This is a genomic window from uncultured Roseobacter sp. (assembly GCF_947495275.1).
Lineage (GTDB): Bacteria > Pseudomonadota > Alphaproteobacteria > Rhodobacterales > Rhodobacteraceae > Roseobacter.
In genome coordinates, this window is sequence record NZ_CANLYL010000011.1 from 1 (window position 1) to 25,829 (window position 25,829).

At 56.1% G+C, this 25,829-nt stretch carries 37 protein-coding genes; 11 read left to right on the forward strand and 26 right to left on the reverse strand.

Features of this window, described 5'->3' with window-relative positions; all coding sequences use genetic code 11:
• Nucleotides 1–665 precede the first annotated feature (665 nt).
• The 7 genes from Q0802_RS18020 to Q0802_RS18050 all read right to left on the reverse strand — a co-directional run bounded on the left by Q0802_RS18020 (nucleotide 666) and on the right by Q0802_RS18050 (nucleotide 3,997).
• Nucleotides 666–1,199, reverse strand: coding sequence for a hypothetical protein (locus Q0802_RS18020; RefSeq protein ID WP_298920856.1), 534 nt, complete (start codon nucleotides 1,197–1,199; stop codon nucleotides 666–668).
• A 76-nt stretch (nucleotides 1,200–1,275) separates the two neighbouring features.
• Nucleotides 1,276–1,413: a hypothetical protein gene (locus tag Q0802_RS18025; RefSeq protein ID WP_298920857.1), complete on the reverse strand. Its 138-nt coding sequence runs from the start codon at nucleotides 1,411–1,413 to the stop codon at nucleotides 1,276–1,278.
• A 132-nt stretch (nucleotides 1,414–1,545) separates the two neighbouring features.
• Nucleotides 1,546–2,352, reverse strand: a complete 807-nt coding sequence (locus Q0802_RS18030; protein WP_298920858.1) for a transglutaminase family protein — start codon at nucleotides 2,350–2,352, stop codon at nucleotides 1,546–1,548.
• Between the two features lie 31 nt (nucleotides 2,353–2,383).
• Nucleotides 2,384–2,635: a hypothetical protein gene (locus tag Q0802_RS18035; RefSeq protein ID WP_298920861.1), complete on the reverse strand. Its 252-nt coding sequence runs from the start codon at nucleotides 2,633–2,635 to the stop codon at nucleotides 2,384–2,386.
• Nucleotides 2,636–2,829: 194 nt separating this feature from the next.
• Nucleotides 2,830–3,291: a hypothetical protein gene (locus tag Q0802_RS18040; RefSeq protein WP_298920863.1), complete on the reverse strand. Its 462-nt coding sequence runs from the start codon at nucleotides 3,289–3,291 to the stop codon at nucleotides 2,830–2,832.
• Nucleotides 3,292–3,299: 8 nt separating this feature from the next.
• On the reverse strand, nucleotides 3,300–3,686 hold the full coding sequence (locus Q0802_RS18045) for a hypothetical protein (protein WP_298920865.1): 387 nt from the start codon (nucleotides 3,684–3,686) through the stop codon (nucleotides 3,300–3,302).
• A complete protein-coding gene (locus Q0802_RS18050) occupies nucleotides 3,683–3,997 on the reverse strand; it encodes a hypothetical protein (RefSeq protein WP_298920868.1) in 315 nt (104 codons plus the stop codon). The genes Q0802_RS18045 and Q0802_RS18050 overlap by 4 nt, the downstream gene beginning before the upstream one ends.
• A 271-nt stretch (nucleotides 3,998–4,268) precedes the next feature.
• Here Q0802_RS18050 and Q0802_RS18055 point away from each other — a divergent pair, with 271 nt between their 5' ends.
• The 3 genes from Q0802_RS18055 to Q0802_RS18065 all read left to right on the forward strand — a co-directional run bounded on the left by Q0802_RS18055 (nucleotide 4,269) and on the right by Q0802_RS18065 (nucleotide 5,508).
• Nucleotides 4,269–4,694, forward strand: coding sequence for a hypothetical protein (locus Q0802_RS18055; RefSeq protein WP_298920870.1), 426 nt, complete (start codon nucleotides 4,269–4,271; stop codon nucleotides 4,692–4,694).
• Nucleotides 4,691–5,104, forward strand: a complete 414-nt coding sequence (locus tag Q0802_RS18060) for a hypothetical protein (RefSeq protein ID WP_298920872.1) — start codon at nucleotides 4,691–4,693, stop codon at nucleotides 5,102–5,104. The genes Q0802_RS18055 and Q0802_RS18060 overlap by 4 nt, the downstream gene beginning before the upstream one ends.
• 215 nt (nucleotides 5,105–5,319) lie before the next feature.
• Nucleotides 5,320–5,508 (forward strand): hypothetical protein, encoded by a 189-nt coding sequence (locus tag Q0802_RS18065; protein WP_298920873.1) that lies wholly within the window; start codon nucleotides 5,320–5,322, stop codon nucleotides 5,506–5,508.
• A gap of 59 nt (nucleotides 5,509–5,567) precedes the next feature.
• On the opposite strand, the gene Q0802_RS18070 is transcribed toward Q0802_RS18065, so the two are convergent.
• Complete coding sequence (locus tag Q0802_RS18070) at nucleotides 5,568–6,302, reverse strand: Crp/Fnr family transcriptional regulator (RefSeq protein ID WP_298920875.1); 735 nt, start codon at nucleotides 6,300–6,302, stop codon at nucleotides 5,568–5,570.
• Nucleotides 6,303–6,452: 150 nt separating this feature from the next.
• On the opposite strand from Q0802_RS18070, the gene Q0802_RS18075 reads away from it, so the two are divergent.
• Both Q0802_RS18075 and Q0802_RS18080 read left to right on the forward strand, forming a co-directional pair.
• Nucleotides 6,453–6,689, forward strand: a complete 237-nt coding sequence (locus Q0802_RS18075) for a hypothetical protein (RefSeq protein ID WP_298920877.1) — start codon at nucleotides 6,453–6,455, stop codon at nucleotides 6,687–6,689.
• A gap of 210 nt (nucleotides 6,690–6,899) precedes the next feature.
• Nucleotides 6,900–7,031 carry a hypothetical protein gene (locus Q0802_RS18080; RefSeq protein ID WP_298920879.1) on the forward strand — a complete coding sequence of 44 codons (132 nt, stop codon included), beginning with the start codon at nucleotides 6,900–6,902 and terminating at the stop codon, nucleotides 7,029–7,031.
• Nucleotides 7,032–7,497: 466 nt separating this feature from the next.
• Here Q0802_RS18080 and Q0802_RS18085 read toward each other — a convergent pair whose 3' ends face one another.
• From Q0802_RS18085 to Q0802_RS18125, 9 genes are all read right to left on the reverse strand, one after another.
• Nucleotides 7,498–8,325 (reverse strand): methyltransferase domain-containing protein, encoded by an 828-nt coding sequence (locus Q0802_RS18085; RefSeq protein WP_298920881.1) that lies wholly within the window; start codon nucleotides 8,323–8,325, stop codon nucleotides 7,498–7,500.
• 160 nt (nucleotides 8,326–8,485) lie between these two features.
• Entirely contained in the window at nucleotides 8,486–8,767 is a 282-nt protein-coding gene (locus Q0802_RS18090) for a hypothetical protein (protein WP_298920884.1), read from the reverse strand.
• A gap of 104 nt (nucleotides 8,768–8,871) precedes the next feature.
• Nucleotides 8,872–9,063, reverse strand: a complete 192-nt coding sequence (locus tag Q0802_RS18095; protein WP_298920886.1) for a hypothetical protein — start codon at nucleotides 9,061–9,063, stop codon at nucleotides 8,872–8,874.
• Between the two features lie 49 nt (nucleotides 9,064–9,112).
• The gene (locus tag Q0802_RS18100; RefSeq protein WP_298920888.1) at nucleotides 9,113–10,234 is read right to left on the reverse strand and encodes an alanine/ornithine racemase family PLP-dependent enzyme; all 1,122 of its coding nucleotides are present in this window, start codon (nucleotides 10,232–10,234) and stop codon (nucleotides 9,113–9,115) included.
• Nucleotides 10,231–11,421, reverse strand: a complete 1,191-nt coding sequence (locus Q0802_RS18105) for a DUF1611 domain-containing protein (protein ID WP_298920891.1) — start codon at nucleotides 11,419–11,421, stop codon at nucleotides 10,231–10,233. The genes Q0802_RS18100 and Q0802_RS18105 overlap by 4 nt, the downstream gene beginning before the upstream one ends.
• A 68-nt stretch (nucleotides 11,422–11,489) precedes the next feature.
• Nucleotides 11,490–12,224, reverse strand: a complete 735-nt coding sequence (locus Q0802_RS18110) for a hypothetical protein (protein ID WP_298920893.1) — start codon at nucleotides 12,222–12,224, stop codon at nucleotides 11,490–11,492.
• An 82-nt stretch (nucleotides 12,225–12,306) separates the two neighbouring features.
• A complete protein-coding gene (locus Q0802_RS18115; protein ID WP_298920895.1) occupies nucleotides 12,307–12,660 on the reverse strand; it encodes a hypothetical protein in 354 nt (117 codons plus the stop codon).
• Between the two features lie 413 nt (nucleotides 12,661–13,073).
• On the reverse strand, nucleotides 13,074–13,625 hold the full coding sequence (locus Q0802_RS18120) for a 2OG-Fe(II) oxygenase (RefSeq protein WP_298921159.1): 552 nt from the start codon (nucleotides 13,623–13,625) through the stop codon (nucleotides 13,074–13,076).
• Nucleotides 13,626–13,683: 58 nt separating this feature from the next.
• A complete protein-coding gene (locus tag Q0802_RS18125; RefSeq protein WP_366523334.1) occupies nucleotides 13,684–14,160 on the reverse strand; it encodes a BLUF domain-containing protein in 477 nt (158 codons plus the stop codon).
• 369 nt (nucleotides 14,161–14,529) lie between these two features.
• Between Q0802_RS18125 and Q0802_RS18130 the strand changes: the two genes are divergently transcribed.
• Nucleotides 14,530–15,162: a tyrosine-type recombinase/integrase gene (locus Q0802_RS18130; RefSeq protein ID WP_298920897.1), complete on the forward strand. Its 633-nt coding sequence runs from the start codon at nucleotides 14,530–14,532 to the stop codon at nucleotides 15,160–15,162.
• 143 nt (nucleotides 15,163–15,305) lie between these two features.
• On the opposite strand, the gene Q0802_RS18135 is transcribed toward Q0802_RS18130, so the two are convergent.
• A complete protein-coding gene (locus Q0802_RS18135) occupies nucleotides 15,306–16,181 on the reverse strand; it encodes a lysophospholipid acyltransferase family protein (protein WP_298920901.1) in 876 nt (291 codons plus the stop codon).
• A 295-nt stretch (nucleotides 16,182–16,476) separates the two neighbouring features.
• Nucleotides 16,477–16,902, reverse strand: a complete 426-nt coding sequence (locus Q0802_RS18140; protein ID WP_298920902.1) for a helix-turn-helix domain-containing protein — start codon at nucleotides 16,900–16,902, stop codon at nucleotides 16,477–16,479.
• A 345-nt stretch (nucleotides 16,903–17,247) separates the two neighbouring features.
• Here Q0802_RS18140 and merF point away from each other — a divergent pair, with 345 nt between their 5' ends.
• The 4 genes from merF (at nucleotide 17,248) to Q0802_RS18160 (ending at nucleotide 19,870) form a co-directional block, all read left to right on the forward strand.
• Nucleotides 17,248–17,457: a mercury resistance system transport protein MerF gene (gene merF / locus Q0802_RS18145; protein WP_298920904.1), complete on the forward strand. Its 210-nt coding sequence runs from the start codon at nucleotides 17,248–17,250 to the stop codon at nucleotides 17,455–17,457.
• Nucleotides 17,433–17,657 (forward strand): GDCCVxC domain-containing (seleno)protein, encoded by a 225-nt coding sequence (locus Q0802_RS18150; protein WP_298920906.1) that lies wholly within the window; start codon nucleotides 17,433–17,435, stop codon nucleotides 17,655–17,657. Before merF ends, Q0802_RS18150 begins: the two co-directional genes overlap by 25 nt.
• A gap of 264 nt (nucleotides 17,658–17,921) precedes the next feature.
• A complete protein-coding gene (locus tag Q0802_RS18155; RefSeq protein ID WP_298920908.1) occupies nucleotides 17,922–19,238 on the forward strand; it encodes an ATP-binding protein in 1,317 nt (438 codons plus the stop codon).
• Nucleotides 19,235–19,870 (forward strand): response regulator transcription factor, encoded by a 636-nt coding sequence (locus Q0802_RS18160; RefSeq protein WP_298920910.1) that lies wholly within the window; start codon nucleotides 19,235–19,237, stop codon nucleotides 19,868–19,870. Before Q0802_RS18155 ends, Q0802_RS18160 begins: the two co-directional genes overlap by 4 nt.
• 315 nt (nucleotides 19,871–20,185) lie before the next feature.
• Here the strand turns inward: Q0802_RS18160 and Q0802_RS18165 are convergent, their stop codons facing one another.
• The 7 genes from Q0802_RS18165 to Q0802_RS18195 all read right to left on the reverse strand — a co-directional run bounded on the left by Q0802_RS18165 (nucleotide 20,186) and on the right by Q0802_RS18195 (nucleotide 24,421).
• On the reverse strand, nucleotides 20,186–20,539 hold the full coding sequence (locus Q0802_RS18165) for a hypothetical protein (RefSeq protein ID WP_298920912.1): 354 nt from the start codon (nucleotides 20,537–20,539) through the stop codon (nucleotides 20,186–20,188).
• A 247-nt stretch (nucleotides 20,540–20,786) separates the two neighbouring features.
• A complete protein-coding gene (locus Q0802_RS18170; protein WP_298920913.1) occupies nucleotides 20,787–21,398 on the reverse strand; it encodes a TIGR02466 family protein in 612 nt (203 codons plus the stop codon).
• 136 nt (nucleotides 21,399–21,534) lie between these two features.
• The gene (locus Q0802_RS18175) at nucleotides 21,535–22,008 is read right to left on the reverse strand and encodes a hypothetical protein (protein WP_298920915.1); all 474 of its coding nucleotides are present in this window, start codon (nucleotides 22,006–22,008) and stop codon (nucleotides 21,535–21,537) included.
• A gap of 217 nt (nucleotides 22,009–22,225) precedes the next feature.
• Nucleotides 22,226–22,546 carry a hypothetical protein gene (locus tag Q0802_RS18180; protein ID WP_298920917.1) on the reverse strand — a complete coding sequence of 107 codons (321 nt, stop codon included), beginning with the start codon at nucleotides 22,544–22,546 and terminating at the stop codon, nucleotides 22,226–22,228.
• Nucleotides 22,543–22,869, reverse strand: coding sequence for a hypothetical protein (locus Q0802_RS18185; protein ID WP_298920918.1), 327 nt, complete (start codon nucleotides 22,867–22,869; stop codon nucleotides 22,543–22,545). The genes Q0802_RS18180 and Q0802_RS18185 overlap by 4 nt, the downstream gene beginning before the upstream one ends.
• 435 nt (nucleotides 22,870–23,304) lie before the next feature.
• Nucleotides 23,305–23,895, reverse strand: a complete 591-nt coding sequence (locus Q0802_RS18190; protein WP_298920921.1) for a YceI family protein — start codon at nucleotides 23,893–23,895, stop codon at nucleotides 23,305–23,307.
• A 46-nt stretch (nucleotides 23,896–23,941) separates the two neighbouring features.
• On the reverse strand, nucleotides 23,942–24,421 hold the full coding sequence (locus Q0802_RS18195) for a cytochrome c (RefSeq protein ID WP_298920923.1): 480 nt from the start codon (nucleotides 24,419–24,421) through the stop codon (nucleotides 23,942–23,944).
• A gap of 104 nt (nucleotides 24,422–24,525) precedes the next feature.
• Here Q0802_RS18195 and Q0802_RS18200 point away from each other — a divergent pair, with 104 nt between their 5' ends.
• Entirely contained in the window at nucleotides 24,526–25,377 is an 852-nt protein-coding gene (locus tag Q0802_RS18200; protein WP_298920926.1) for a LysR family transcriptional regulator, read from the forward strand.
• Nucleotides 25,378–25,829 lie beyond the last annotated feature (452 nt).

A 25,829-nucleotide genomic window follows, 5' to 3' on the forward strand; every position in this document is an offset into this window, starting at 1 on the left:
ATGCTCCTTTTCGGGATTTCCGGGTAGGGGTGGCATGCTTAGGGACACATTGGCACTCGCCACACCTGAGTGCCAATGTATGAAAAATGGCTATCCTGATCGGTCTCTGCAATAGGTTGTTGAACTATATTTAGCTCAAACCTGCTTTTCAGAAATCGCGGCGTAGAAGGCTGTCTTACTTTACCTTTTTCCCACCAATCGCCCGCGCAGGCTTTCCTGCAATGGAGTTGGCTGTGGCGGAGACCTTCGGCTTTTCTTGATTGGGTTTCTTGGGCGCAGGCGAATGATAGAGCTGCCCTTGTGATAGAGCCGTCTGCGTTTTCTGTGACGGTGGGGAAGTTCCCGGCCCTCTTCGCCCCATAAGACATCGGTCGGCGTGATGCGAGCGACGTCTAGACAGGGCGAATTGACGGGTCCGGTACGGTACTGGGAAGACGGCGCGGGCACCGATAGAGATTAGCGGCGGCGAGATGCACCCGGGCTGACGGGCACGGCGTTCCGCCAGGCGTTCAACCCCTTGCAGCGCCGACAGATCCGTTCTCCAAAGCCTTCACTCCAGAAAACAGCATCGCATCTCAGACAAGGACGGTTTCGAGGTACGTCGCCAAAGGCCCTTCCGGGGGCGATGTCCGGAAATGCTACGACGACCGAGGTTTTGTTCGTGATCATATCGAATCCGCGCTGACTTCCGTGCGCATAGCCGACGTCCCTGTCGGTCGTGGAGGCATGCCCTCGTTTTCAGCAGCATGGATTGACACCATGTCACGTGCGCCTTGTCGCGCCGGGTTCTGGTCCAGGACATCCCTGTCAGACTGGGGCGTTCGGTGCCCCGAATAGAGATGCCGCATATGTGCTGCAGAGACCCCGTCGGCCTCCATCACGAGGCGCACCATCGGATCAGCAAGCATTTCCTCAAGGAAGAAGTCGGACAACGCTCTGCCTGTCAGCTTGTCCCTGGCGCGGGCATAGTCCAGATCGGCAAGGGAAACGGTCAGAGACCGTGTAAGCCCCGGATGCGATGTCCGGGGATGAAGTTTAACCAGGACTGAGGCTTTCCAGGCTGCGGGATCCTGTTGACCCGGGGGTGAAACCAATTCCGTTTCGATCTCGTACTCTCCCGCCGGAAGCGTCTCGTTGAAGCCTGGAACGGTGAACGGGCGGGAAAAAACCGCAACGGTCTTGCTCGTCAGATCTTCCATTCGCGCGTTCCTTTCCCATGGTGCTGTGGGCGGTCCGCGCCACTCACGGAAATGAGGCGCGGAACCGGTGTAGGTCTCAAGATGTCTTGGACTTGGCGGGTGCTTCCTTGCCAGCGGCCTTGGGCTCGGTCTCCTTGGCAGGGGCCGTCGCTGTTTTCGCAGGCTTGGGCTTTAACGCAGCCGCAGCCCTGGCTGTCAGGTCCTTGAAGGACATATCATCGATCCTTTGATTGGCCGGTGCCAACTCCTCGTCCATGACGGACCGGGATGCTTGACGCCAGTACATACTATATAGGGATTGGCGACCCGGTTTACGATGGCGCATCGAAAAAGAACCCAAGGTCGGTCAGGCCAATTCATCCGTCCAGACCTTGAATTCCGTCAAAGTGTTCTGCCCGAATGTCTGGGTCAAAGGGACATCAGCGGCATCGCGGCCCCGCGCGATCAGAATTCTGGCAAACCGCGGCTTATTGTTCCGCGGGTCGAACATGTGCCATTCGCCAAAGAGAAAGACCTCCATCCACGCGGCGAAGTCCCCCGGCGGATGAGGGAGAGGTTCACCGATATCGCTCAGATATCCGGTGCAGTAGCGGGCCGGAATGTTCATGCAACGACACAGCGCGATGGCGAGATGGGCAAAGTCTCGGCAGACACCCTGTTGCTCGGCCATTGCCTGCGATGCGGTGCGCGTCGCTTTCGCCTGCATGTAGTCAAAGCGGACATGTCCGTGCACGAAATCGCAGATCGCCTGCACGCGTGACCATCCGGGGTCCGTGGTCTCGAACAGGCGCCACGCTTCCTCCGAAAGAAGATCGGTATCGCAATACCGGCTCCCCTGCAGGAAAATGAGTGTATTGGATGGCAGATCCTGAACCGCGTGCTGTTGCGCGTCGGGAAAGACGGGATTGGGCTGGCCCGTGTCGCGGAAGATGCCATCTGTTGACAGGCAGAAGTCGCCCTCCGGAGCCAGCATGCGCGTACACCAGTTGCCGAAGCCGTCCCGATAGCTTTCGAGCGGCACGCTTGGCGACGTCACGAGGTAATCGGCACGCTCCAGATCGCCAAAGCGCGAGTAGTGGACGTTCAGCATCGCAATCAGTGGCGTCGGCTGCGGGAAGCTGTAGCGCAGACGGCACCCGATGCTGACGCGCATGCCGGACCCGCCACGACGAGAAAAATCCGCATCACCGTGCAAGGACGCACATCCCGTCAGAGAGCCGGAAGCCTCGATTGCAGCTCCAGCGGTTGCCGGATCGGTCGAGATAGGCGTTCTCCGGCAGATTGATGTCGATGCTACCGCCACCATAGCTGGGCGCCTGAGCATTCTGCGGAATCGGCCCCGTGCCATCCTGCGCAAGCGCGGGGAAGGCGAAGGACGCGATCACACCGGTCATGAATGCCGACTTCGCGATCAGCCTCGCGAGGGGATGCCTCATCGCCGCTTGCTCCTTGGCGGACCAGAGTCCGCCGGTTGCCGCGCGAGTCTTCGATAGTCCAAGAGTGAGCGTTCCGGTCAGCCGTCGAATGGGCGCGGGCGGGTAGCCCCAGGAATTCGATCTCGATGGCATGCCTTCGTTCTCGGCCACCTGGATCGAGAAGTCCTGCGAAACTGTCGGATCAGTGCTCCCGGTCATCGGGGCGACAATTTGTGCAAGGCCGCAGCGGCAAGTGCATGTTCCTTCTGGTGGTAGTCGCCGCGGAACTTGCCATCGACCTGCACCTCCCAGATGCCGTTTCTTTCGCGTACCTGAACCCCACCGCGCTGCGTTGGTCGGTTCATGTAAATACCTTGTCCCCCACTGCCATTCGGCGACACGGGTTGCTTGTCAGTCTTTTCCGGCTCCTTCACTTTGGGTGCGCGCGCCTCTCCGAGGAGCATCACCGCGCGAATGAATTCTTCCGCGTAATCATCCGTTTCGCGGTGGTCATGTTCGTGCCGGGACATACTCATCGGCTCGACGAACCGTTCTCTCAAATGATCGACAAATCGCGGTTCAGTGCGCGCCATGAAAGCGATCAGAGCTTGCAGGATCCGTTCATGGGCCAGCACACGCCGTTCGAGGTCGGTAGCCTCGGGGGAAGCTATCGGCATGACGCGGTTCATCCTTCATCGACCGCGCCTTCCGGGCGCACCGGTGATCCATCGACATCAAGGGCTGCCAGACAAGCTTGCGCGATTTCGCGGTCCGGGGCCTCGGTTCCGGGCATCGTCGCCCAGCCGGATGTCATGAGGGCGTCGCGCCGCTGGTAGGTTGAGGCGGCCCGGATCGTTGCAAGCTTGTCCGCCCGCGCCGGATCTGACCGCGCCATATCGAGGCAAACCGGGACCATTGACGCGACAACGTTGTCGCGGGACATCGCCATCGCCCTGTCGTTCGAGGTGCCGCCGGTCACCCAGCCACCCCAGGAAAATCCGACGATGCCGACAAAGGCGGCGCCGATTAGCGCGCCATAGACGCCGGGTTTGAGCCATTCGGGAGTGTTCATGTTCTATCCTCCTGCGGAGAAAGCGCCGCTTCGCTGTGATTGTTCGTTTCGGACGTGTCCGCGTCCCGGCGCAGCGCCTCCTTAAGGTCGCTCTCGGTCGTCAATCGGAGCTCACTTCGCCCCGCGTGAGCACCCTTGCCGCGCACCGTCATATAAGTCGCCGTCCGTCGATAGGCCTCGAAGCTCAACCCCTGGAGAAGCTCCTCTTCGACGAGAACCTCATAGTCGCCCGCGGGCAAATCGCCCGGGTATCCCGGCAAGGTGAACGGGTTTAAAAACGTCACCATCGATCTGGTCGACCGCATGCTCATCTCTGGTCTCCGCGATGTTGGCAGATTTGTCGCCCGCCACTGTTGACGGCCCCTTGGAGTGGGGGACGGACCAGTCGAACGAGTTACTCTCTTATACCCCGGGACCGTCCGACTGGCGCTGACGCATGTTAGTCCCAGGCACCGAACCGGCTGCGACCTTCCGGGGGCAGTCACCCGCACTGACCTGTGTAAGGGCGGCGAGACCGACCTGCGCGTATCCTTTGGGAAACAGGGATGATCTGCATTCCTGCAACCCTTGAAAGGATTGGCAATGGCCGACCCCAGTGTTCTCAACCCACACCCGCCCGAGTTCGATCGGTTTCTCCATGCCTCCGTCGGCGAGGACCGGAACGGCTATGCCGTGACTGTGCTCTCCACGCTCGCTCGGCTTGGCCTCGATCCATGGAAGGAAACCGCTGAACTGGTCATGCTGGGGCACGACGCCGCGCAGGCACGCTTGGGAACGCTGCTTGCCCGATTTCGGGACGTACCCGCGCTCGCAAGCGATCACGGCAAGGTCGCACGAGACCTGAGCCAGCTGCTTCCTGAAGGCCGGGCGTCAGGTAGCTTGAAGCGAGCTGCCTCGACGGTGACCGGCGACCGCCCGGGGACAAGCGGAGCGATCTGGGCGGTGCTCGCGATTATCTTCCTTCTATTTCAGATGTTCATGGTTGGCGGGTCGGGGTCAGGCGAATGACCGTTTCAATCGAGACCGCGAAGAGACCGGCACATGCGGCACACAAGTCCGGCACGCTATCGCCGCGTGAACAGGGCGTTCTGTGGGACATGGAGGAAGACTTCTGGACCAGTGGCGACGACAGTGCGCGGGCGACGACAGCGACCAACGCGGTGATGATTTTTCCCTATCCGCCCGGCATCCTTCAGGGTGGCCAGATCTGGCCCCATCTTCGCGAAAGGAGCGGCTGGCGTTCCGTCGTCATGGCCGAACGGCGCGTGACGCGATGCGGGGACATCGCGATCCTCACTTACCGGGTCTCGGCGGAGAAGGTCGACGTGCCAGTCTACAAAGCCCTCTGCGCCTCGACCTATCTCGACGACGACGACAAATGGCTGAGGATTTCCCACCAGCAAACTGCGGTGACATGAGAAGCGCAGAAGTAATCGACCTGCCGCAGGCACCGGGACTAACCTACGGCAGTGTGGAAGACCTCTGGCAAAGCCAGGTCAGGCATGTCCGCCGAATATTTGGTGGCAGAGAAGATTTCCGAGTACCTGAGTTGCGCGTCGACGTGCCGATCCCAACAGGGCCGGCATGTCGGCACGCTTCTTATTCTCGGAGCGTCCAGGAAAGGACAATTCCAATGACTCCCGAACAGAACAAGACTGCCGAGAAGATGACCTCCGTGAAGGCCGCGTGGGACAAGGCGCCCGTTGGTCCGAAGAAGGACGCGGCGCTCAAGCACTACGAGGCAGCCGAGAAGGCAAACACGGCGAAGAACGACGCCGAGACTAACAAGGAACTCTATGCGGCGACCCACGCCCTCGCTTGAACGCCATCGTCTGATGTGATACCTGGGGTCGCCTGCCGAGCAACGGAGGGCGGCCCTTCTTATTTCAAGAGCGGCCCGGTCTGATCCAGATAGGCTGCATCAAACTCTGCCAGTTCCACCAACCCGGCATGATCTTCAAAGGACACGCGACCGTCTCGAAAGGTCATCAGCCCTCTTTCGCGCAGCTGTCGCAGGACGCGATTCACATGAATGGCACTTAACCCCAGCACATCGGCCATGTGATACTGGGTCAGTGGGCAATCGTATCCTTCCCTGGATCCCATACCCACCAGTGCCAGCCTCGATCCCAGTTCCAACAGAAAATGTGCCATGCGGGCGTCCGCGTCGCGCCTGCCGATCCCTACAAGGTGTTCGACCACCATTGCCTCGTCCCGCGACGCCGCCCAAAGAATGGCTGTCGCAAGCCGCGGAGTATCCGAGAAGGCCGCCAGAAGGTCGCTCTTCAACACTTCGGCGGCCTCAATTTCCACGATGGGTTCGAAACTGTGGTCCGAGGTGCGCAACAGCACGCTGCGCAAGCCGAGGAAATCCCCGGGCACCTGAAAATCGACAATCTGGCGTGTCCCGTCTGGCTGGAGCTTGTAGGAACAGACCCAACCCGCGGACAGGATATAAGCAGCTTGATCCGACTGCCCCTGATGGACCATATCGCGCCCAGCGACGAAGGAGCGGCGGCGCTGGTGCAGGCGCTCGAGCACATCCAACTCCGCCTTTGACAAAGCGACAAAGGCGGAAAGCTTGCGGGTGAGCGGGCTGTGTTCAGCAGATGTCATGGGGCCTCCCGGCGTGTCGCGACCCAAGAGCAGAAATCGGCTCGGGCACTGCTCTGGATCAGTCCATCATAGAGCACTTCCTGCGAGATGTACGGATGCATCTGAGTCTCACCTTTTCTCAGGCTCACGATGCCAAGGAAGGAAACTCAGATGTCCACCGCAAGCGAACATGCAGGCCAGGCCGCCCTATCGATCTGCGAGGCGCTCCTGCTTGCCATGAACGATCGCGGGTTGCTGCCGGAACACGAGATCGTGGGGGTACTTCGTGACGCCGCGGCGACCCATGTGAACGCCCTTGGCACCGAACTCGAAATGGAAAGGCACCGGGCCGTCGCCGAAATGATCAATGCGATCATCGCTGGCGGGAACTCTGTTCGACGCCCGTGAGTCGCTTCGGCGACGGTCGCGATCCGTATTCTTGGAGCAGAAACCAAACAGGCCTGCTGGAATGTCCGAAATCGATGCCATGGGCGGCATGATGAAAACCGGCTCAATGATGCTGTCCAACGACGCACGACAGAGTTTCTGCTGGCAAGAAACGTCGGTATCAGTCCGACCATTTGAAAGCACAACAAACATGACATTGGAGGAAATCAGATGTCCAAAGGCAACAAGAAGCGTGGAAATCGTGAAGTGAAGAAACTGAAAAAAGTAAAGGAGCAGGTCCCGGCGACGGCTGATTTCGCCAAGGAAAAGACGCGGCTCAATATCGGGAATAAACGGAAGTAAACGCTGATATTCGGCGTACAAACGACCAACCTTAATTGCTTGCCGACTCAGCTTCGCAAAGAAGACGATACTGTGCGATAGAAACGTGAACACCTGTTGTGCACGACGCCCCACAAGTATCTGATATTCCGTCGAAATCGCCAACATCCATCATAGTAAAGAGGCAAAGACCGTCATCAAATGACCGTTTCGTTCCGGTTTTCAGACCTTGGTGCATACTGCAGCATCCGGAACTATGGGCTCTCTGCGGCCATCGGATGCGGTGCAGCGTCTCAGCGACTGACACTGCTCCCGACGTCGAGGACGGCCCACAGCCGACTTTGGACGTGTCGTTCAGTTTCTGCGGTCGCAGCCCGCTTTCCTGCCATTCGCTGCAATGCCGAATTTATTGATAAATGAACTCACCAAAAGCGGACAAACTTGTCGTTCACCTGAATCGCTCAACGATCACTCAAGCAGACCTTCGTCAGGAACGAACAGCCGATACGACGACAGACGGAGCTGGAACAAGAAAACCCGGTGCCCCCATGGTCCGTGCTGCTTGAGTCCGCTTCGCCAGATCTTTGCGGATGGCAGTCCGTGTCGCAGCGGGTTGTCGACGGAGCAGCGACGCGGCGCGCACTGCACCAGCGTCAAAGACATCGAAAAACGCGTCGGGGCTGGGAACAGTCAGTTCAGAGGCAACCTCAATGAGCGTGACGTTGGCAAAGCCCGCGTCCTCAACCAATGGCCTCGCGACAGAGATGTCAGCCAGCACATGCGCATCCGGCCCTTCCGGCAGGGTAATCGACGGATCGGCGAGCCGACCGACAGCATCGAATAGCCAGCCGAATGAACCGTCCGAGCCTTTGCCGTGCCAAATAGAGAACCCGATTGCTCCACCCGGTTTCAGAACTCTGGCTGCCTCTTTCAGGCCGCGGACAGGGTCGGGAAAATGGGGCACCCCGAAGCCGATTGTCACGGCGCCGAAGCTAGCGTCGGGAAAACCTATGTCCATGGCGTTGCCTTGAAGGAACCGCGCCCCGCGAACAGCATCGCGGGCGAGCGAGATCATGGCTTCCGAGAAATCCAGCCCGGTTACCGTCGCACCTCTCTCGACGAGCTCTGCTGCAACCACACCGTGGCCAGTGCATACATCGAGAACCTCAGTATTCGGTCCTGCGTTTATAGCATCCGCCAGCTTTCGGGCGACAAGTCGAGTGGCCATGTCGAAACCATCGGCATAGTTCCTTGCAATTGATGGTGTGCCCCATCCATCGCGCTCTATCTTCTCGAAATCACGCGTGTCGACCATCTATCGCTCCCTCCACGCCTCGACGATACACTCGACACCGTCTGGCGCAAAGACGCATGTAAACCGGATTGGGCTCTTAGCAGAACTGCGTCTGAGCAGCGGGAGCACGGCCCATGGTGGTGGGACGCCTTTCAGAATGCACTTTTCCAGAAGCGTAGTTCTAGAAATCATCAGTTTCCGGGACATTCCCGAGCCTGACAAGGAAGCTCGGTGATCCGACTTCGCCACTGTTTGGGTCTTCACTAATCATATAGGCATCGGCACCGGCGCAATCCTCGGACTGGGCTTCCCGTTCCGCTCTATTCTGAGCTTCTGCTGCCGTGGAATACTGAAATTGCTTGCCAATCTTCAGGCTCGCTTGCCCGTCACGCCCGGGCTTCTGTTCCACATATGTCTGACAGATATAGTGAATTTTTATTGTGCTCTTGTCGGCGTCCGTCATGGGAAATTCCTTCAGGTGTGTGCGGTCGTTCCTGCGGATTGAAAGACGTGGACGAAACGTGGGTTGTCGCGATGCGGCCGCCTTGGTTGAACCCGTCCTATGCCCTAGCGCGGCGGCTTTGTCGGAGTGTTGGCTTCTCGCTCGAGGCGGGCCTTGCGGAGACGGTCGTTCTTGGCTTGTCGCTGCTCTGCCTCTTCTTCGACCATCTTTCGAACGACGCGGGTTGTCTTGTCCAACGGTGTTTCGGCATTGGGAGATTGAGCCTTGAACACGCTTGTTTTTGTTAGTTTCGCCAAAAGATAATTTCCTCTTTGGTTTCTCTTTGTTGGGTCGCAGCGCTGTCGGTCAAACCAATGCCAGGTGTTTCTTTGGGCCATGGGCATCGTTTGCCTGTGACCCAGGCCGGTCATTGTGTAGACTCGTTTGAATGTCAGGCGCGGCCATGGCGCGCATCAATGCGCTATAGTTCATCTGAAACCGCATTTCCGATCCAACGCGGAGCTTCTGCTCTGTCGTGCCAATGACAAGATGATCGCTTGTCGCACCGATTAGTGTACTGCCAGCAGGCATCGAAAGCCCAGCCACATCCATGTCTTGGTTTCCAAGGGCAAGAATGATCCGTGTCGTTTCTGAGGTGGTAGGAACGAGCCGAATTATTGTTGGTGCGTGATCCGCGGTGCCTAAGAGTGGGCCCACTGTCTTGGTGTCGGTTTCGATCACTTCGGCGACAAGCGTGAAGGCGTCTCGAAACAAACCACCAATCTGCTCCTGGGTGACCGGATCGACGCCAAGCAGTATTGCTTCCCCAAGGCGCAGATCGTCGATCCGGCCGGTGGCGCGCGCGCTGAACGCCCAAGGCAAATTTGCAGAGTTGCCGCCAGATACCGTCTCAAGGAACGGGCCACACTGCTCCTCGACTTGATTGGCAAGCGCGGTCAGGGCCTGCATTTTTGTCGCGCTAGGGGCCATGCCGCTCAGACAGGCGAAGTTGGCACCGATGCCTTTCAGCGCCACACCGGGCATGTCCACGACTCGCTGTCCTATATATCCAAGGTCTTGTGGCATGATCCCTTCGCGCAGATCACCCATTTCGACCATCAAGATAATGCCGTGAACCGTGTTGAGTCGATGTGCAGCAGCGGCCAATGCTGCGATCACAGACATCTCTGTGTTGTAGCTCGCCTCACAGACCTGCACGATGTCATCGACCTGGCTCAACATTGGTGTTCTGATCAAGGTGATCGGACAAGTCATGCCAGCCTGGCGCAACCGCTTCACATTGCTCAAACGCGCCTCAGCCAAGCCCTCGGCGCCCCCGTCAAGCATGGCCTGTGCAATGGCTGGATGCCCACACACCGCTTTGGTCACCGCAGTCACGCGAATACCACGCCCTTTCAATCGCTCGACAACGGTTCGTGTGTTGTGGCGCAATTTGCGCAGATCAACTTCTATCCGAGGGCAGCTCACATCGCGGCCTTGGGCGTTCCTTGCTGCAGGCCGGGATAGGCAGCAACAATCATGGCCAGCAAGTGTGCGGCTGGTCGGCTCAACGCGTCTGTCACAGGCAGGCCAAGTTTGTCGGATTGTGCAACAATCGTGTTGGTGATCTCGGCTTCCGACATCCCCTCGTGGTTGAGCGTGATGCCGATGACCTTGGTGTCAGAAAAGGCCTCGATCAAAGCAATCTCGCTTGCTGGGGTGGGCATTGGCATATTGGGAAAATCGCAGCGATGGGCGCGTTTCGGTGCGTGCTGAAGTATGACGGCGTCCGGTTGGCTGCCACGCAGAATGAAGGCCGATGTACAGAACGCCGGATGGCTGAGCGCACCCTGGCCCTCGATCAAAATGACATCGGGTTGCTCCGCCACTGAGGCCGCGACAATCGCACCCTCAAGTTCGCCGCAGCAGAATTGGGGCGGGACGGCATCCATGGCCACGCCATATTTTGCGCCTTGCATCAGGCCCGTCTGACCCGTGCCAACCAGTACAGTCTTGATGCCCTTTGAGTTGAGGGCGCGTGCCAAGACCGTCGCAGTGGTCCGTTTTCCTATGGCGCAGTCGGTCCCCAGAACAGCGATGCGTAGCGCATGGACGTTCGAGACACTGCCATCGAACAAGCGCATGTCTTTGCTGGGTTTGGGTTTGCGTATGTCTCGGATGGTGACCTGTTCGTTTGAAGCCGCTCGTGCGATTTCGGTATCATCGCTCAGATATTCATGCAGACCACTGACAATGTTCATACCGCGCGCGATCGCATCAAGCACGACGCCACGATCGACAGTCGAAAGCCGCCCTGTTGAAGGGGCCATGCCATAGATGAAGGTATCAGGCCTAGGCGTTTCGCGGGCGATCGCAGTGTTCAGGCTTTCGAGGATTGGTACATCGTTGATCACGTCATCAAGAACCAGCCCGGCGTTCTCGCCGCTATGGGTGCTGTCGATGACCGATACAATCCTGTAGGCCTCTGAGTGACGTACAAGGCCGTTGGCCGTCTTGCCGTCAATCTGAGCGAAGTTGCCTTCGCAGTAGACAACCGCTGTTGGGATTTGAGTGAGCGAAGATGGTTGTGTTGGTGTGTCACTGGTCAAGGGCAGAGCTTGCGCTCTTCTCACTGGATGACGAATGGTGTTCGCCGTTTGAAGTTCGGATTTCATATTTTTTCCTTTTGAGGGCAGCAAGCCTTCGCCAGAGACTCTGGAGGTCGAGACATTATGTGGTGGGCCTAGTTCTTGAGAACGCAAAGCCCCTTGGACTTCTGGAAATTCTGGTTGCATTCCCAACGATTTCCCGACCTGTCGAGATGGGCGTTTGCAGGTATATCGATGACATCACAGCCAGAATTTGAGACTTCATATCCCCTCTGGCACTTCCAACCCTCGCCGTAGGCTGCATCGTCAAAATACGCAAACTCTGGGATAACTACCGCCTCGCAGCGATCGTCCTTTGCAAAGAAACCACGTTCACATGTCCAGGGTCGACCATATCCCGCCGTGTTCAAATAGCCGTTGATAGGCACCGCAATGGCAGTGCAAAGGTCATCCACCTTCTCAAATCCACGGTTACACTTCCACCCGGAGCCATAGGTCGCGTCCACCAGATAGGCGTTTTCCGGCACGACGATCTCTTGGCAAGTATCATCCACTTTCAGAAATCCGCGCAGGCAGTGCCAGCGTTCGCCAGAAGGGTCGAGAAACCCACCATCGGGGACAACCACGACAACGCAATCGGTTTGATCAGCCTTGCGATAGCCATGATGGCACTCCCACCCGGAACCATAGGTGCGGTTCGTTTCAAATGCATTTTCCGGTGTCACAACGGTTGCGCAAATACCGCCGGCAAGCCGATACCCGACGTTGCACTGCCAACCGTCGCCATAGCTCTTTGCGCTGGCGTTTTCTGGCATGGTCTGGGCCATGGCGGGCATTGCAAGGAGTAGCAGAACAAAGATTGGGCCCATGAGAACGGCCCAAAGTAGCCGAGCGTCCGCCAACATCGATGTCCCGCAAACTGTCTCTGACGATTGCGGCGGTACTTTCAAATTATGATCCATCCAACTCAAGCCCCGCGAGGCAAGCGTCTGCAAGGTCACGGTCTGGCGTATCTGAACCAGGGTGGGTCGCCCAACCGGTTTCCATCATCGCATTACGACGGCCAAAGCCAGAGAGTTCCTGGAGGTTTGCAAGTTTCTCTGCGCGTGTTGGATCAGCCGCTGACATATTGAGGCAGACCGGAACCATCGCCAAAGTCACTTCTTCATTTGCCATGTTCTGTGCCATGGTTTCGGCGCTGCTGCTTGTTGTCCAGCCACCCCATGTGAAGCCGATGATGGAAACCGCAATCGCGCCGCCCAAAGCACCGTAGAGGCCGGGTTTCGTCCATTCTGGAAAAGTCATTTTGATCCTTTGACGGAGAAAGCGCCGCCGCACTGGTTTTTTCCTCCGACAAAACATTTTGTCAGAGCGGCATCGAGGTCGTTTGATCGAAGGTGCGCAGTCAATGCCTGGGCGCAAATCGCTGGTCCGTCAGGCCGCCAAGACGGAAAAACATGACGCATGGGTGATGCGGTCGTGCGCCATCAGTCGGCAACCGTCCCAAGCGTCAAGTCCCTGTAAAGGCACGCGACAGTCGAATTTTAGTGTTAGATAATTGCAGTTGGCTTTGGCAGGGGATGCACCTTTGCCGAAGAAGACCACAACTTTGTATATTCTATGTAGTCGCCCAGAACCCAATTTACAATGCTGGCTGACTTGACCCCTTTTCAAAACAAAGCCCGCGGTTTCTAGCACTTGACCTCTTTGAGCCGCCTTCAGCGAAACGGAGGGCCATGCGCCCAGACGGTCAGCGAACGCCGAATGCCCCGCTTGATCGGCGTCACCTGATGTAGTGCAAAACTCGGAAACACACTTACAGATCCCTGCGCCCGACTGCCCAAGAGGATGTGAGCACTTGGCCTGATTTCCAGGTCGCCCCCGTCGTAGGTGTCAGGATTGCTCAATTGAAGAACAAGTGTGAGCTTTCTTTTACCGGCAGCGGGACCATGACCGATGTCAGAATGCCAGGCAAAATGGCCCCCTTTTGCCGCGTCATAACTGGCTACTTGGGGGCTTTCCGCAAATTCGCGCACATCGAAATCAAATTGTTGGTTGTTGGAATGACTGACAAGCTCAATCAACCGGGTCATCACCCAGCTGAGGTCTCCGACATCGTCCATCCAAACGAGTTCCGCATTACGCAAATTGTAATCCCGATTGCGGCCCACAAGCAGCCCCTCATCGGCGGGCATTTTGGCGATTGCCGCAACAATGCGATCACATTCCCACGTGGTAAACGCATCGGGCACTGAATGCACCGCCATCATTCCGCCCACCATTTACAAATCCTGGTTCGCATATGTGTCGATGCGAGAAGGGGTTGCATTAATGCACAGCCGGTTTCCCGGATCGATCCGATAGGTCTTTGAATACTTTTATAATTTCTGCGGACTCAGCGCGATCAAGTGCGGCGTTTGCGATCTCTTCTTCCGTCCAAATCCAAGTCTTCGCAGGATCATGAAGCATCGCCCAACTTGCAAACAATCGACTTTGTATCTTGAGATTCAGGAGTTCTTTGACCCCGGCATGGCGATCATCGCGACAAATCCTTGCATAGGCCGCGCGCACTGCATCTTCCGGACCTTCCAATAGTTGAAGGTAGATGTCATGTCGACAAACCAGCGCGCCGGTCACGTCATCCCGCTTATTACAGCGTCTGGCATCGAGCAAAATTCCTGCGAGTGTCGGCTCATCGAACCCAAACGGCTGTGACACATAAACGAGCTGAATGAGGTTTGTGATGGTTTGGCTCCCTGCGGGATTAAGCGAACCATGAACATGCTTTGATAGACACACGATCACATCGCTTCAGATGGCGACCGTAAGACTTCGGCGACGCAGAGTCTCGACTAAAGTAAACAAACTGCCAATTTGGAGAATACCGTCTCAACATAGCGGCTCTTGCGCCATGACCGCGCAGGTTCCCTGTTTGAGTAAATACGGCAAGGAAACAAGGCAGTTTTGTCTGGAGCGTGTGAGTCCGCCGCAAGGCAGCACAAATAATCAAAAGCTTGCCGCATTTTTCGCGCTAAGAACGCAGGCCGCGAGAAACTTGAACTCGCAGGATGGGTTCGATCCGGACATAGGGTGCAGCGCAGTAAGACCGTGATACGGTGCCTTGTTAACGTCGGGTTGACGTTGTGGAGGGCGTGGCGGATCGGAGGATCAGTCATGGAGACACCAAACCTACCAGCCATTCGCGTACTTCGCCCAGCTTGGAACAAGGGTCGCATCGTTGGCCAGAAACGACCGCTGAAGCCCAAACACGTTTGGGCGATCCGAGTTCGACTGGAACTGGCCGAGAACCATCGCGACCTCGCGTTGTTTAACATGGCAATCGACAGCAAGCTTCGCGGGTGTGATCTCGTGAAGATGAAGGTGGTTGACGTCATGGCATCCGGCCAAATCAAGGAACGGGCGTCGGTGCTACAGAGCAAGACACAGAAACCTGTACGGTTTGAGATATCGGAAGGGACTAGAGCGTCAGTTGAGAAATGGATGGAAGACGAATTGATGGTCGGGTCAGAATATCTTTGGCCAGGGCGTTTTCACGAACGACTGCACATTTCTACCCGTCAGTACGCGCGGATTGTGCGCGACTGGGTCACTTCGATTGGCCTTGAAGCGACGGCCTATGGCACCCATTCAATGCGTCGCACCAAGGTTACGCAGATCTATAAAAAGACGGGAAATCTCCGAGCCGTGCAGTTACTGCTTGGTCACACCAAGATGGATAGCACGGTCCGGTATCTCGGCGTCGAGCTTGAAGACGCATTGGCTATCGCGGAAGCCATTGAAATCTAAATTTTTGGGCCGCCTGCAGGCGCGACCCATTGCCGACATTGGTGGGCGTTCAGCGGGCTACAGTGCTGCTTCCCCAAACTGGCCATTGGTCGAGTGCGAATGACCCTTGTGATTTGGACGATCGGCTAGCAAACTGCGCTCGTTCAAGCACCATCCCAGCGTTTCAACATCCAGTACCACTGTTCTGGGTTCGCCATGATCCGCGTAGACAAACTGTCGTTGAAAGCACGCGTCATTTCGATGTTGTTGGTATGGGGGATTGGGGCTTCGAACTCGACGCGGAATGTATTTCCATCACCAATGCGAGTGCCAAATGCAGGGATCATGGGCAGATCGTATTTCAATGCGAGCTGAGCCGCCGAGAGTGATGTGAGCGCGTCATGACCAAGAAATGGTATCGCGACACCTTCTGAATATTTTTCATCCAGCAAGATTGAAATAATGCCGCCATTCCGTAAATGACGCACAAGGGCTCTTGTTCCGACGCGGCCGGTCGCCAAAATAGGCTTCCCGCCTGCCTCGATCCCGGCACGAATGCGACGCTCGTAGTGGCGGTTCTTGTTCGGTCGATACACCGCGCCGCTTTCGAGCCCATGCATTTTGATTACGGCGCGAACAGCTTCCCATTGTCCGAAATGGCCAGAAACAACAATGGCTCCCTTGCCAAGCCTTTGAGCCTCTATCAGGGCAACAAGACCCGGACCGGAGGCACTGAACTTGTGGTGTTGGGTCTGAAATTCAGCATCGTGATAGATCTCGAACAGCGTTCTCCCCATATGCCAGCCCATATCTTGGCCGAGTTTGGCGCGGATGAAGGGCTTCATATCGGGAAAAACCCGTTTGGCTTCGCGATCAAATCGGCCCCTGGCCGGAGGGAACCAACGCATGACGGCTCTGAACGTTGTACCCAATCCACCGGAACGAGAGTCAAAGGAGCGCCATCGCACAGCGGTCAGAGCCGACCACAGTGGGAGGTATCTTGCGTGCTGTAAGACTGATTTCAACGATGCAGAGAGCATTGCTCTCTATGGCCGGTCCCAGCGGCAATACCAACCGAAATCGGTAGTGCGCGTCACACCGGTCTGTTCAAGTTGCAGTTTAGCTGGACGAGCTCTTACTCGTCACTTGTCGAGGCAGCGCAACCCAAACATCGCTTCCAGCGCCTCCAATCTCTCCCGGCCCTTTGCTGCCATTCACCCGGGTCACCGTCAGCTGCGGTGCGGCCCGTCGAACCGGCCATTCGCTGCAAGTGCATGATGGAACCGTTGGCGAACGGGTAATGTGTGGGACAAAGCTGCGTTGGCAAAAGCAAGCTCAATGTCTAGCTTGCTCTGGTCTGTTTTCGCCAAGACCGTCTTTCATGAGAGAGTCCAGCATCGGACAAGCCGCAGTCCCTTCGTCACAATTCGAGGACAGGCTTAGAAGTGCTTCGCGGAGGCGTGTCAGGTTTTCGATCTTGGCGTTGATTTCATCCAGATGATTTTCTGCCAACGTCTTCACCTCACCACAACTTCGATCATCTTGTTCAGTCAGCGACAGGAAGGTCTGGATGATTGAGATTGGGAAACCCAGGTCTCGACATCGCCGCACAAACCTCAATTTCGCAATTTCATCGGGTGAATATAGTCTGCGCCCTCCCGCCGACCGCCCCGGCTTTGGAACGACGCCTTCGCGCTCATAATAGCGGATCGTTTCGATGTTCACGCCGCTTTGTTCTGATGCCTTGCCAATGGTGAACATGTGCTTGCTCCTGTAGCCACTACAGGAACTAAAACCGCAGAATGGACCTGAACGCAAATCAACAAATAGAGACTGAACCCGGTTTAGCCGCGCGGCTGGTCATGCCACTCGCTGCAATTGTCGCATTGTTATCGGCATCTTACCGTGTGTTGCCAATCGGGCTGTCAATCATCAGCCGTGGTGGTGCATGGTACAAGTGATATGGCCCGGCGCGTGCGCAAGGCGTAGGCTATCCGCTATCGTCTGGGCATCCCTCGCCACCACTGCCTTCTTGGTTGCGCTGGAATCGCCATATTGAGAAGCCTCAGCACAACGGTTCATGTGGGATTTGTGGAGATCGACGCGATGAAGAACAAATTACTGGCACTTGGAGTGGGCGGAACGATCCTCGCAACCCTTTGCTGTTTCACGCCGTTGTTGCCGATTGTGCTCTCAGCACTTGGTCTGACGGGCCTGCTTGGCGTTCTCTACAAAGACGCTGTTTTACTGCCGATCTTGGCAGGCTTTCTTATACTGACGGGGTATGCGCTATGGCGACAGAAGAAACAAAAGTAGTCTTTGAATCCACGCTGACCTGTCCGTCATGCGGGCATGTCGAGACGGAAACCATGCCTACCGACGCCTGTCAGTGGTTCTATGAATGCAAGTCCTGCCAGACTGTCCTTAAGCCGCTCGAAGGCGATTGCTGCGTGTACTGTTCATACGCAACGGTGCCTTGTCCCCCGATCCAAGAAGGCAAGATCTGTTGCGCATAGCGGACATTCAACGGCTCGCAGAAAATTGGTACGAGCGTGCTGCGAGGCCGCATCGAGGGTGGCGTAGCAAAGATAGTCCGCTGCAAATCGCTTGGATAGGATTGTCCAGACGCGGACTCCCACAATAACGATCAGCTTCAGACGAAAGTCCCTTCCGGTATTGACTACTCAAGTTAGACTATCCGGATGAGCCAAAACTCTGCTTCGCAAGTTTGGAAGCGTTTGTCGTTGCCTGGTCAATTCATATTGGCCGGCGGCGCAGTCATGCTGATCGCAATGGTTGCGGTGGGATCATGGGTGTCGCACAGAATTGAGCAGGCTGCGGTGCAGAACTTTGCGATCACCGCAGCAAACTATGTTGAGAGCTTTATCTCCCCTGTCACGCAAGATCTGGCAGACGGGACCGAACTCTCAGATCCCGCACAGCAGGCGATGATAGAGATCTTCTCCAGTACAGCCTTAAGCGATCGAATTGTATCCTACAAAATCTGGAAAAAGGGCGGTTTGATTGTTCACGCTTCTGATCCCTCGCTTGCAGGGCAAAAATTTGAACCCTCTGATGATCTCCGCGCGGCCTGGCAGGGGGAGGTCTCAGCGTCTTTTGAGGATCTGAATGATCCCGAAGACGCGTCGGAAGCTTCGCTTGGTGTACCTTTGCTGGAAGTTTATAGTCCAATCCACGAGGTCTTTAGCGGCGAGATCATCGCTGTTGCCGAATTCTACGAACGCGCTGACGCCCTGCAGATCGAATTGTCAAATGCGCAACGCACGACATGGATGGTGGTTGGTTCAGCATTTGCGCTAAGTGGTTTGCTCCTTATTGGCATCGTAAAGGCAGGCGGGCGTACGATTGAAGTGCAACGTGCTGAACTTAAGGCGCAGTTGGCGGCCTCGGAGCAGCTTGCGATCCAAAATGACACTCTTAGAAAGCGTGCCATCACGGCCAACCAGCGCGCAACAGCGCAAACCGAGCAGACGATAAGGCGCGTTGGATCTGACCTGCACGATGGACCTGCGCAGCACCTTTCCTTTGCGGCTTTGCGGCTGGATTCTGGCTTTGGCAAAGGCGGAGCAACCGACATTCGCAATGAAATCCGTTCCTCACTGGACAAGGCCTTGGAAGAAATCCGCGCGATATCACGTGGTCTGGCCCTACCCGAGCTTGAAGAGCTTGATGTAGCAGGGCTCGTCCGTCGAGCTGTGACAGAGCGGGAAACGCAATCAGGGCTTAGCGTCGACCTGAGGTTTGAAGGATCAGAACCCAAGACGCTGAGCTATGCTGAAAAACTCTGCATATACCGTTTTCTTCAGGAAGGACTGTCCAACGCGTTCAGACATGGGAAAATCGATGCCGCTGTCGTCACGGTGATCGGTGCGCCTGAATGTGTCAGGATCGTCATCGAAGACGCTGGCGAGGGGTTTGACTTCGATAATCCAGTCCCACTCGACGAAAGTGGCGGGCAGGGTTTGATTGGTCTCAAGGACCGAGCTGAGAGTATTGGCGGAACATTGAACATCAAAAGCAGCATCGGCAAAGGCACCGTCCTTGCCCTTGAGATAGCAACCAAGGAACTAACATGACCATCACAATGATCGTAGCGGATGACCATCCAATTTTCAGGGATGGGTTGGTTCAAAGCCTGTCTGAAACCGGAGAGTTTGATGTTGTTGGCACCGGAGCGACGGCACAGGAAGCAATCGCTATGGCACGGAAGCACAAGCCGGACCTGGCTCTCTTGGATTTGTCGATGCCGGGAAATGGGATAACGGCCGCCAAAGAGATCGTCGCTGAAAAGCTCGCAGGTCACGTGGCGATGTTGACAGTGTCAGAAGACGACACCGATGTGACCAATGCCCTGCAGGTGGGCGCAATTGGGTATGTTCTCAAAGGTGTTTCCGCAGAAGAGTTACGGCGGGTTCTGAAAGGGATCGCAATGGGCGAAGCACATGTGTCCCCCGGTCTTGCAGCGCAGGTTCTGAAGATCATGCAGGCACCAAAGGCGAACATGCACAATCCAATAGACGATCTCACCAAACGGGAAGAAGAAATCCTGCGTTTGGTCGCAACAGGTCAAAGCAACCGAGAGGTAGCGGATGCGCTCGAGCTTCAGGAAAAGACGGTGAAACATTACATGACCGTCATTCTGAGCAAACTTCACGCCCGCAACAGAGTAGAGGCCGCATTGATCGCCCATGACGCCTGGAACAAATGATTTGTTCGACTCCTTCGACCTATTTGTTGCGAAAGCGATTTAGCCGATTTCGGTCCTTTTGCGTCGCGCGGCGCGAGGAGACAGTTCTGCCATACTGATCCATCAGGCTGTATCGTCCTGAGGATATCTCTTCGCGCCAACCATTCGCATACAATATCTCAGCGTTGTTTCCACGATATGTGGCCCGGACTGCACGAGATTTCACTCCAGATGGTGCGGCTTCAACTATTTTTCCTTGTCCGCCAGTCAACGCGCGGACCCGTGCTAGGTCACTGCTCCGCGCGCGCCTTCTTTCGAGAACGCGTCCGTTGCGGTCTAAACGAACATACCTGCCGTTTCGGATCTCCTCACGACTCCCGTCGCTGAAGAAAATGCGGGCGCCATTCCCGAGCTTCTGAACTTTGACCGCTCGCGGCGCTTTGCGGTCTCCTTCGCCGCCATCGTCTCCACCTTCGCCGCCGTCATCTCCTCCTTCGCCACCATCGTCACCGCCTTCGCCGCCGTCATCTCCTCCTTCGCCACCATCGTCACCACCTTCGCCGCCATCGTCTCCACCTTCGCCGCCGTCATCTCCACCTTCGCCACCATCGTCTCCACCTTCGCCGCCATCGTCTCCACCTTCGCCGCCATCGCCACCGTTACCATCACTCCCAGAACCGCTCTCAGCATGTGCAAGGGATGCAACGAGCGTGAGCTTCCCTGCAAGATCCGTTTCTAAACGGTATGGAACGACCGCAAAGACCGAGGTCATCAGTAGGATTTTTGTCGTCTCTAGCGGCTTCATCGCCTCACATCACTCAATTCAATTGGCATCGATTATAAGGCGGTGAAAATGTATTCCAATGGACTTTGGTCCCTGCAAGATCACGATCAGTTGCAGGTCAGCATCCGTCTGTCAAAGGCGCTGAAAGACCCTTTATTTTCGGAAGGTTGCATTGAACGCGACCGTTACGCGATCTTCATCCATTTCGTTGGGATACACCCAATGCAAAAGGTAAGATGGAAACAGGATAATCTCACCTGCCGCAGGCCTGATCCGTCGCTTTAGGCGAAACGCGCTGGTCTGCAGTATTTCCCAATGAGGCAGATCAACGCGCGGGGCGACAAATTCGATCATGCCAGAGTCCCCTTCATCCGTGTCTGGCTGGGAAACATAGTAGACCCCCGACCAATGCGCGCCCGGGTGCGTATGCGGGGCGTTGTAGCCATTCAGGGGATTGACGTTCATCCATCCGAACAACTTCAGCTTTAGTTCTCCTGGGTCAACCTTCTTGGTCATTCTCCGTGTCGCACTAATCACAGCCATTTCAGCGGCCACGCGCAACTCAACAATGCAATCAGCTTTCCGCGAAAACAGGTTACCAGCGGAATGCCAACCACGCCTATTTGACTTCGTGACACCCTCATCCTCGCGCCGCATGGCTGCCCCTTCTTTCAGGAGTTCCGCGCTGAGCGCCTCGTGATTGGCCACGTCATATCGAAAAAGCGGCGATGAGAAGAGTTTTTCAAACTTGGTTTCTGAAATCATGGTGCATCTGGAGTTACTTGGATTTGGTTCAAAGTTGAGGCAAAAGTTCGAGCGAAAGCAAGGGTGATCCGGCTGGCATCCTGGTGAAGCCAGCCAGACTTTTCGTCTCCTCGCTCAGACGCTATTGGGCAGGCATTTAGTCGTCACTTTCTCCGCCATCGTCACCTTCGCCGCCTTCTCCACCATCGTCACTCTCTCCGCCATCATCACTTTCACCTGAGTCGTCGCTTTCGCCGCTGTCATCACTTTCGTTGTGACCGCCACTGTTGCTCTCGCCGTCGTCACCTTCTTCGTCGTCGCTCTCGTTATGACCCCCACTATTGGTTTCGCCATCATCGCTTTCTTCGTCGTCGTCCTCCTCGTCATCGCTTTCGTTGCCATCCCGGGATGATCGTGCTTCGGCGAGGCTCACCCGGCCGTCGTTGTTCCGGTCAGAACGGCCCAGAACGCGATCTGCACCACTTGCGCCGAACGCAGATGCGAGTTCATCGCGGCTCAGCGAGCCATCGTTGTTGACATCAATCTGCCCAAAGCTCTGGCTTGCACCAAACGCCGGAGCAGAAAACACGAGGCAGAGAGACGTTGAGAGTAGTAGTTTTGAGCGTGCCATGTTCATTCTCCTGAGTTGATTGGTGGTGCAACTATCGCGCGCAATCGCGCGTGTCACATCAGCTGATCGTCTAGGAGTTTTGGCTCAATGGTCTGACGGGATTTCAGACTAAGGTCTGAGGTCTTTGGCCGTCCGCAGGTCCCTAAAAGGCAAGGGGATGGACGTGAGGAGGATGTTGGATTGGCAACCCTAACTGCCAATCCACAAGTTGAGCCAACTATTCACCTGCAAAGCAGTAAAACAGTCCCGCACCGCCCGTCCCCGTCAGCGCGTCCTGACTGCACCCTCGGGAACCATGTGCCGAGTTCCAAGACGTGTTACCGCCGCCATGACGGTCATGATGGCCGACCTGCGCGCTTCCCTCGCCGGAACTGGTCCAATTGCTGCAGGTGTGATCACCCTCGGCCCAGGGAAAGTAAGCCATCCCATCCGCCATGGATCCCGTTAGTATGTCATGTTCGTTCGGGCTATCACCGACGCCATTGATTTTGGCCCCATTTTCATCAACGGCCGTCCGCTTGATAATATTCGGGTTCAAGTGCAATTCATCAAGATCGCTGGCACCAGCTCTCCGTTTGCATTGTACCAAGGGCCCTTGCCAATGCGGTATCGGGCGGACACACCACGCTTTCCCTCCTCTTGTGTGCTGAGATAGGCGCGCCAAGTCCGACCCGCGCTGCCAGCTGCGGTCGCGAGCGCATCACAATGCGCATCAGCCCCCTCTAGCCCCCCTAAGTCTGCACCGTTGCCCAACCCCACGCTGGTCACAAAAAATCCCATCGCGTGGTCCTGGGCCTGCACCATGCCAATGTGACTGGCGATAGCAAAGGGTATTAATACTGCAGTTCTAAATCCGATCATTGAGTCATCCTTTCGGTTGTATGGCTCGACGCCGCCATTAGAGAACATTCAAGAAACCTCATCGAAAAGCATGGTGCGCCGATTGAATCAGCATAACCGCGCGATCCTGTCGGAATTACCGACTTTGGTCTTACAAAGCTGCGCATCCCCCAAGTATGGTGAGTGGTCCGTGTTGGTTTATGCTGAACTCAGGTCGCAATTTTTCGCTTCAATAGCTTGGCCTCAATGTCAGTGCCCTCGACCATATGAAGTGAGCGGATGCTTGGCACAAACCTGTTCCAGCGACTTGCCGCTTCAACCTCTGCCATACCTACACTGTATCTGGATCACCTCTTGGTCGGGCGAGCGTGCATATTTGAAATATCCAAAGAAGCAAAACCGGAGGGCCAACTCACAGTTCCTGCTCCTCCTGAATTTCGCCAGACGGTAGTGCGCTCAACCTGGCGCTTTCAACTCCGTGCTGATCTCAATGACCAGCTTGCCAACGGGAATGGTCATGCCCACACCGAATTCAGCTGGATCTATTTCCATCGTCGCTGCAAATGCAGCCCAGTCGCCTTTGTAATAGTCAAGGAAAGCGCCCAATGGATGATCGCCAAGGTGCGTCATCGTCGCGGCCATCGTGACCGGCTTGGTGGTACCGTGCAATGTCAGATCGCCGGTAATGTCTGCGGTCGTATCCCCCGTCCGGCTGATTGCGCTGCTCTGAAAGGTGATCGTTGGGTAGGTTTCGACCTCCAGAAAATCAGCGGTGCGGATGTGCTCATCCAGTGGTCCAAATCCGGTTGAGATGCTGGCCGCCTGAATCGTGGCTGTAAGACTGGACGCTTCGACATTGTCTTGGTCGAGCATCAGCGTGCCTTCTGCGTTGGTGAACTCACCATGCTGCATGGAAACACCTGCGTGGCTCCACGCAATGCGAACTTCGGTGTGACCTTGGTCGGTCTTGTAAAGGTCTGCAGCATAGGCCGGGGCCGCGCAGGCCAGAACGAATGCCCCCGTTGCCAGGATTTTTGCAAAACTCATCCATTGTTCCTTTGGTCTGAAATACAACAATCGGTCTGCCTTTGGACTACCCTTTTGGTTTGCGGTAATCCTCGTGGCAGCTGCCACAGCTTTTGCCCACCGCGCCCATCGCTGCCTGCAATGCGCCAAGGTCTGTGCCTGCAGCGGCTTGCATCGCAATCACTGCGTCATAGAAGGCTTTGCCTTTTTCACCCACTTTACTATCGGCCGCCCAGATCGCCGGAAGAGCGCGGCTACCTTCGACGCTGTTGCTGTCAGAACCGGGCAACCAGTAGCCCGCCTGGCTCAGTGACGCGAGTGCGGCGAGGTTATTTGCAGCACTGCCTGCCGCGTCAGCATCATAGGGGACGTCCCCTTTGGCCATCGCCCCCAACGCACCAAGGTTGAAGGCGTAAAGCTGCATTTGAGATTGGCGTGCTTTAATGCCTGCGGAGATCTGTTTGTCGCTGATATGGCCGTCCGCATAGGCAAGTACAGCGACAGAACCGACAATCGCAGATAGGATTGTGAGATTGAACTTCCGCATTTTGGCACCCCTTTCAGTATGGTTTCCAGCTTTCAATTGCCCCTAGGGTAGATGTTCACTAATTTAGAAACAGTCACAATATTTGCGGAGTGGGTACTCAATTTATGCACAACGAAAATTGGGACGATCTGCGATATGTTCTGGCCGTGGCAGAAACAGGATCGGTCTTACAGGCCGCCAAACATCTTGGCGTAAACCACGCAACCGTCCTGCGTAGGGTAAGTGCATTTGAAGACCGGTACGGGACCGTCCTGTTTGAGCGGACATCGCAAGGGTATCAACTGCTTGCCGACTGTGCACATATCATTCGCGCGGCCCATTCTGCAGCGGTTGCGATGCAAGAGGTGCACCGATTGGCCAGCGGTGGGCGGCTAACACTGCGGGGGACCGTCCGCGTGACGTCCACGGACACCCTGTGTCGTGCGGTCTTGCCCGCCTTTGTCGATGCATTGCAGGTTGAAGAGCAGGATCTTGCCATCACGCTGTTGAGCAGCAACACCCATTTGGATCTTTCACGTGAGCAAGCAAGCATTGCGGTGCGCCCCTCGGTTCGATTGCCAGAGGATATGGTTGGCGAGGTTGCTGCAGAATTGGCTTTTGCGGCCTATGCCGTCAATGATGCACAGACCAAATGGCTCGGATTGACCGGCCCCTTGGCGAGGTCAATTGCAGGGGCTTGGATGGATGCCAATGTTGCTAGTGATCAGATAACGATCGCTGCGGACAGTTTTCTGACCTTGCAGGAAATGGCAGCGGTTGGGGGCGGAATAGCTGTTCTGCCATGTTTTGTCGGTGACAGGGACCATCGGCTGCTGAGGCTTCCCGACCTCATGCCGCCAATGTCAGTTCCACTGTGGGTTGCTCAACATGTAGATGCCATTGAAACGCAACAAATGCTTGCGGTTAAGATGCGATTGATCAGATTTCTGGCAGAGCAACAAGAACTGGCAGGATAGGGAAGGGTATCCAGACCATCCCCAGATGAACGAAAGGACTATCAATCGTCGGCGAGCAATAGACAGTCATTCGTTCGAGGCGTTGCAGCTGTCGTCAATCGGCTGTTTTTTTGGAATTTGGAAGGCCTTCTACCTTTTCGCAAAGCAAGACCAAAAGTTCAAAGAGTTATATGAGGTGATACCGGCCTGCTGTGGGCGGGCGTGTATCAGAGGCCAGACCCTTCCCAATTTCTTAAAGTGTTTGACCGACTATCTGCTCGATCCGCTTCGTCGCAATTGCCTAAAGTCTCTCCCCCAACGCGCGCATCGATGGAACATCCAGTTCCCCTTGGGCTCCGGATATATTTCCACCAACTGCATTGAGCATTCACGGGTGCTTTTGCTTTCCTCAAATCGGTTTTGGAGCGCGACACAGCGTGGATATCGAAAAAGTGAATTTCGAATGTCAGCTT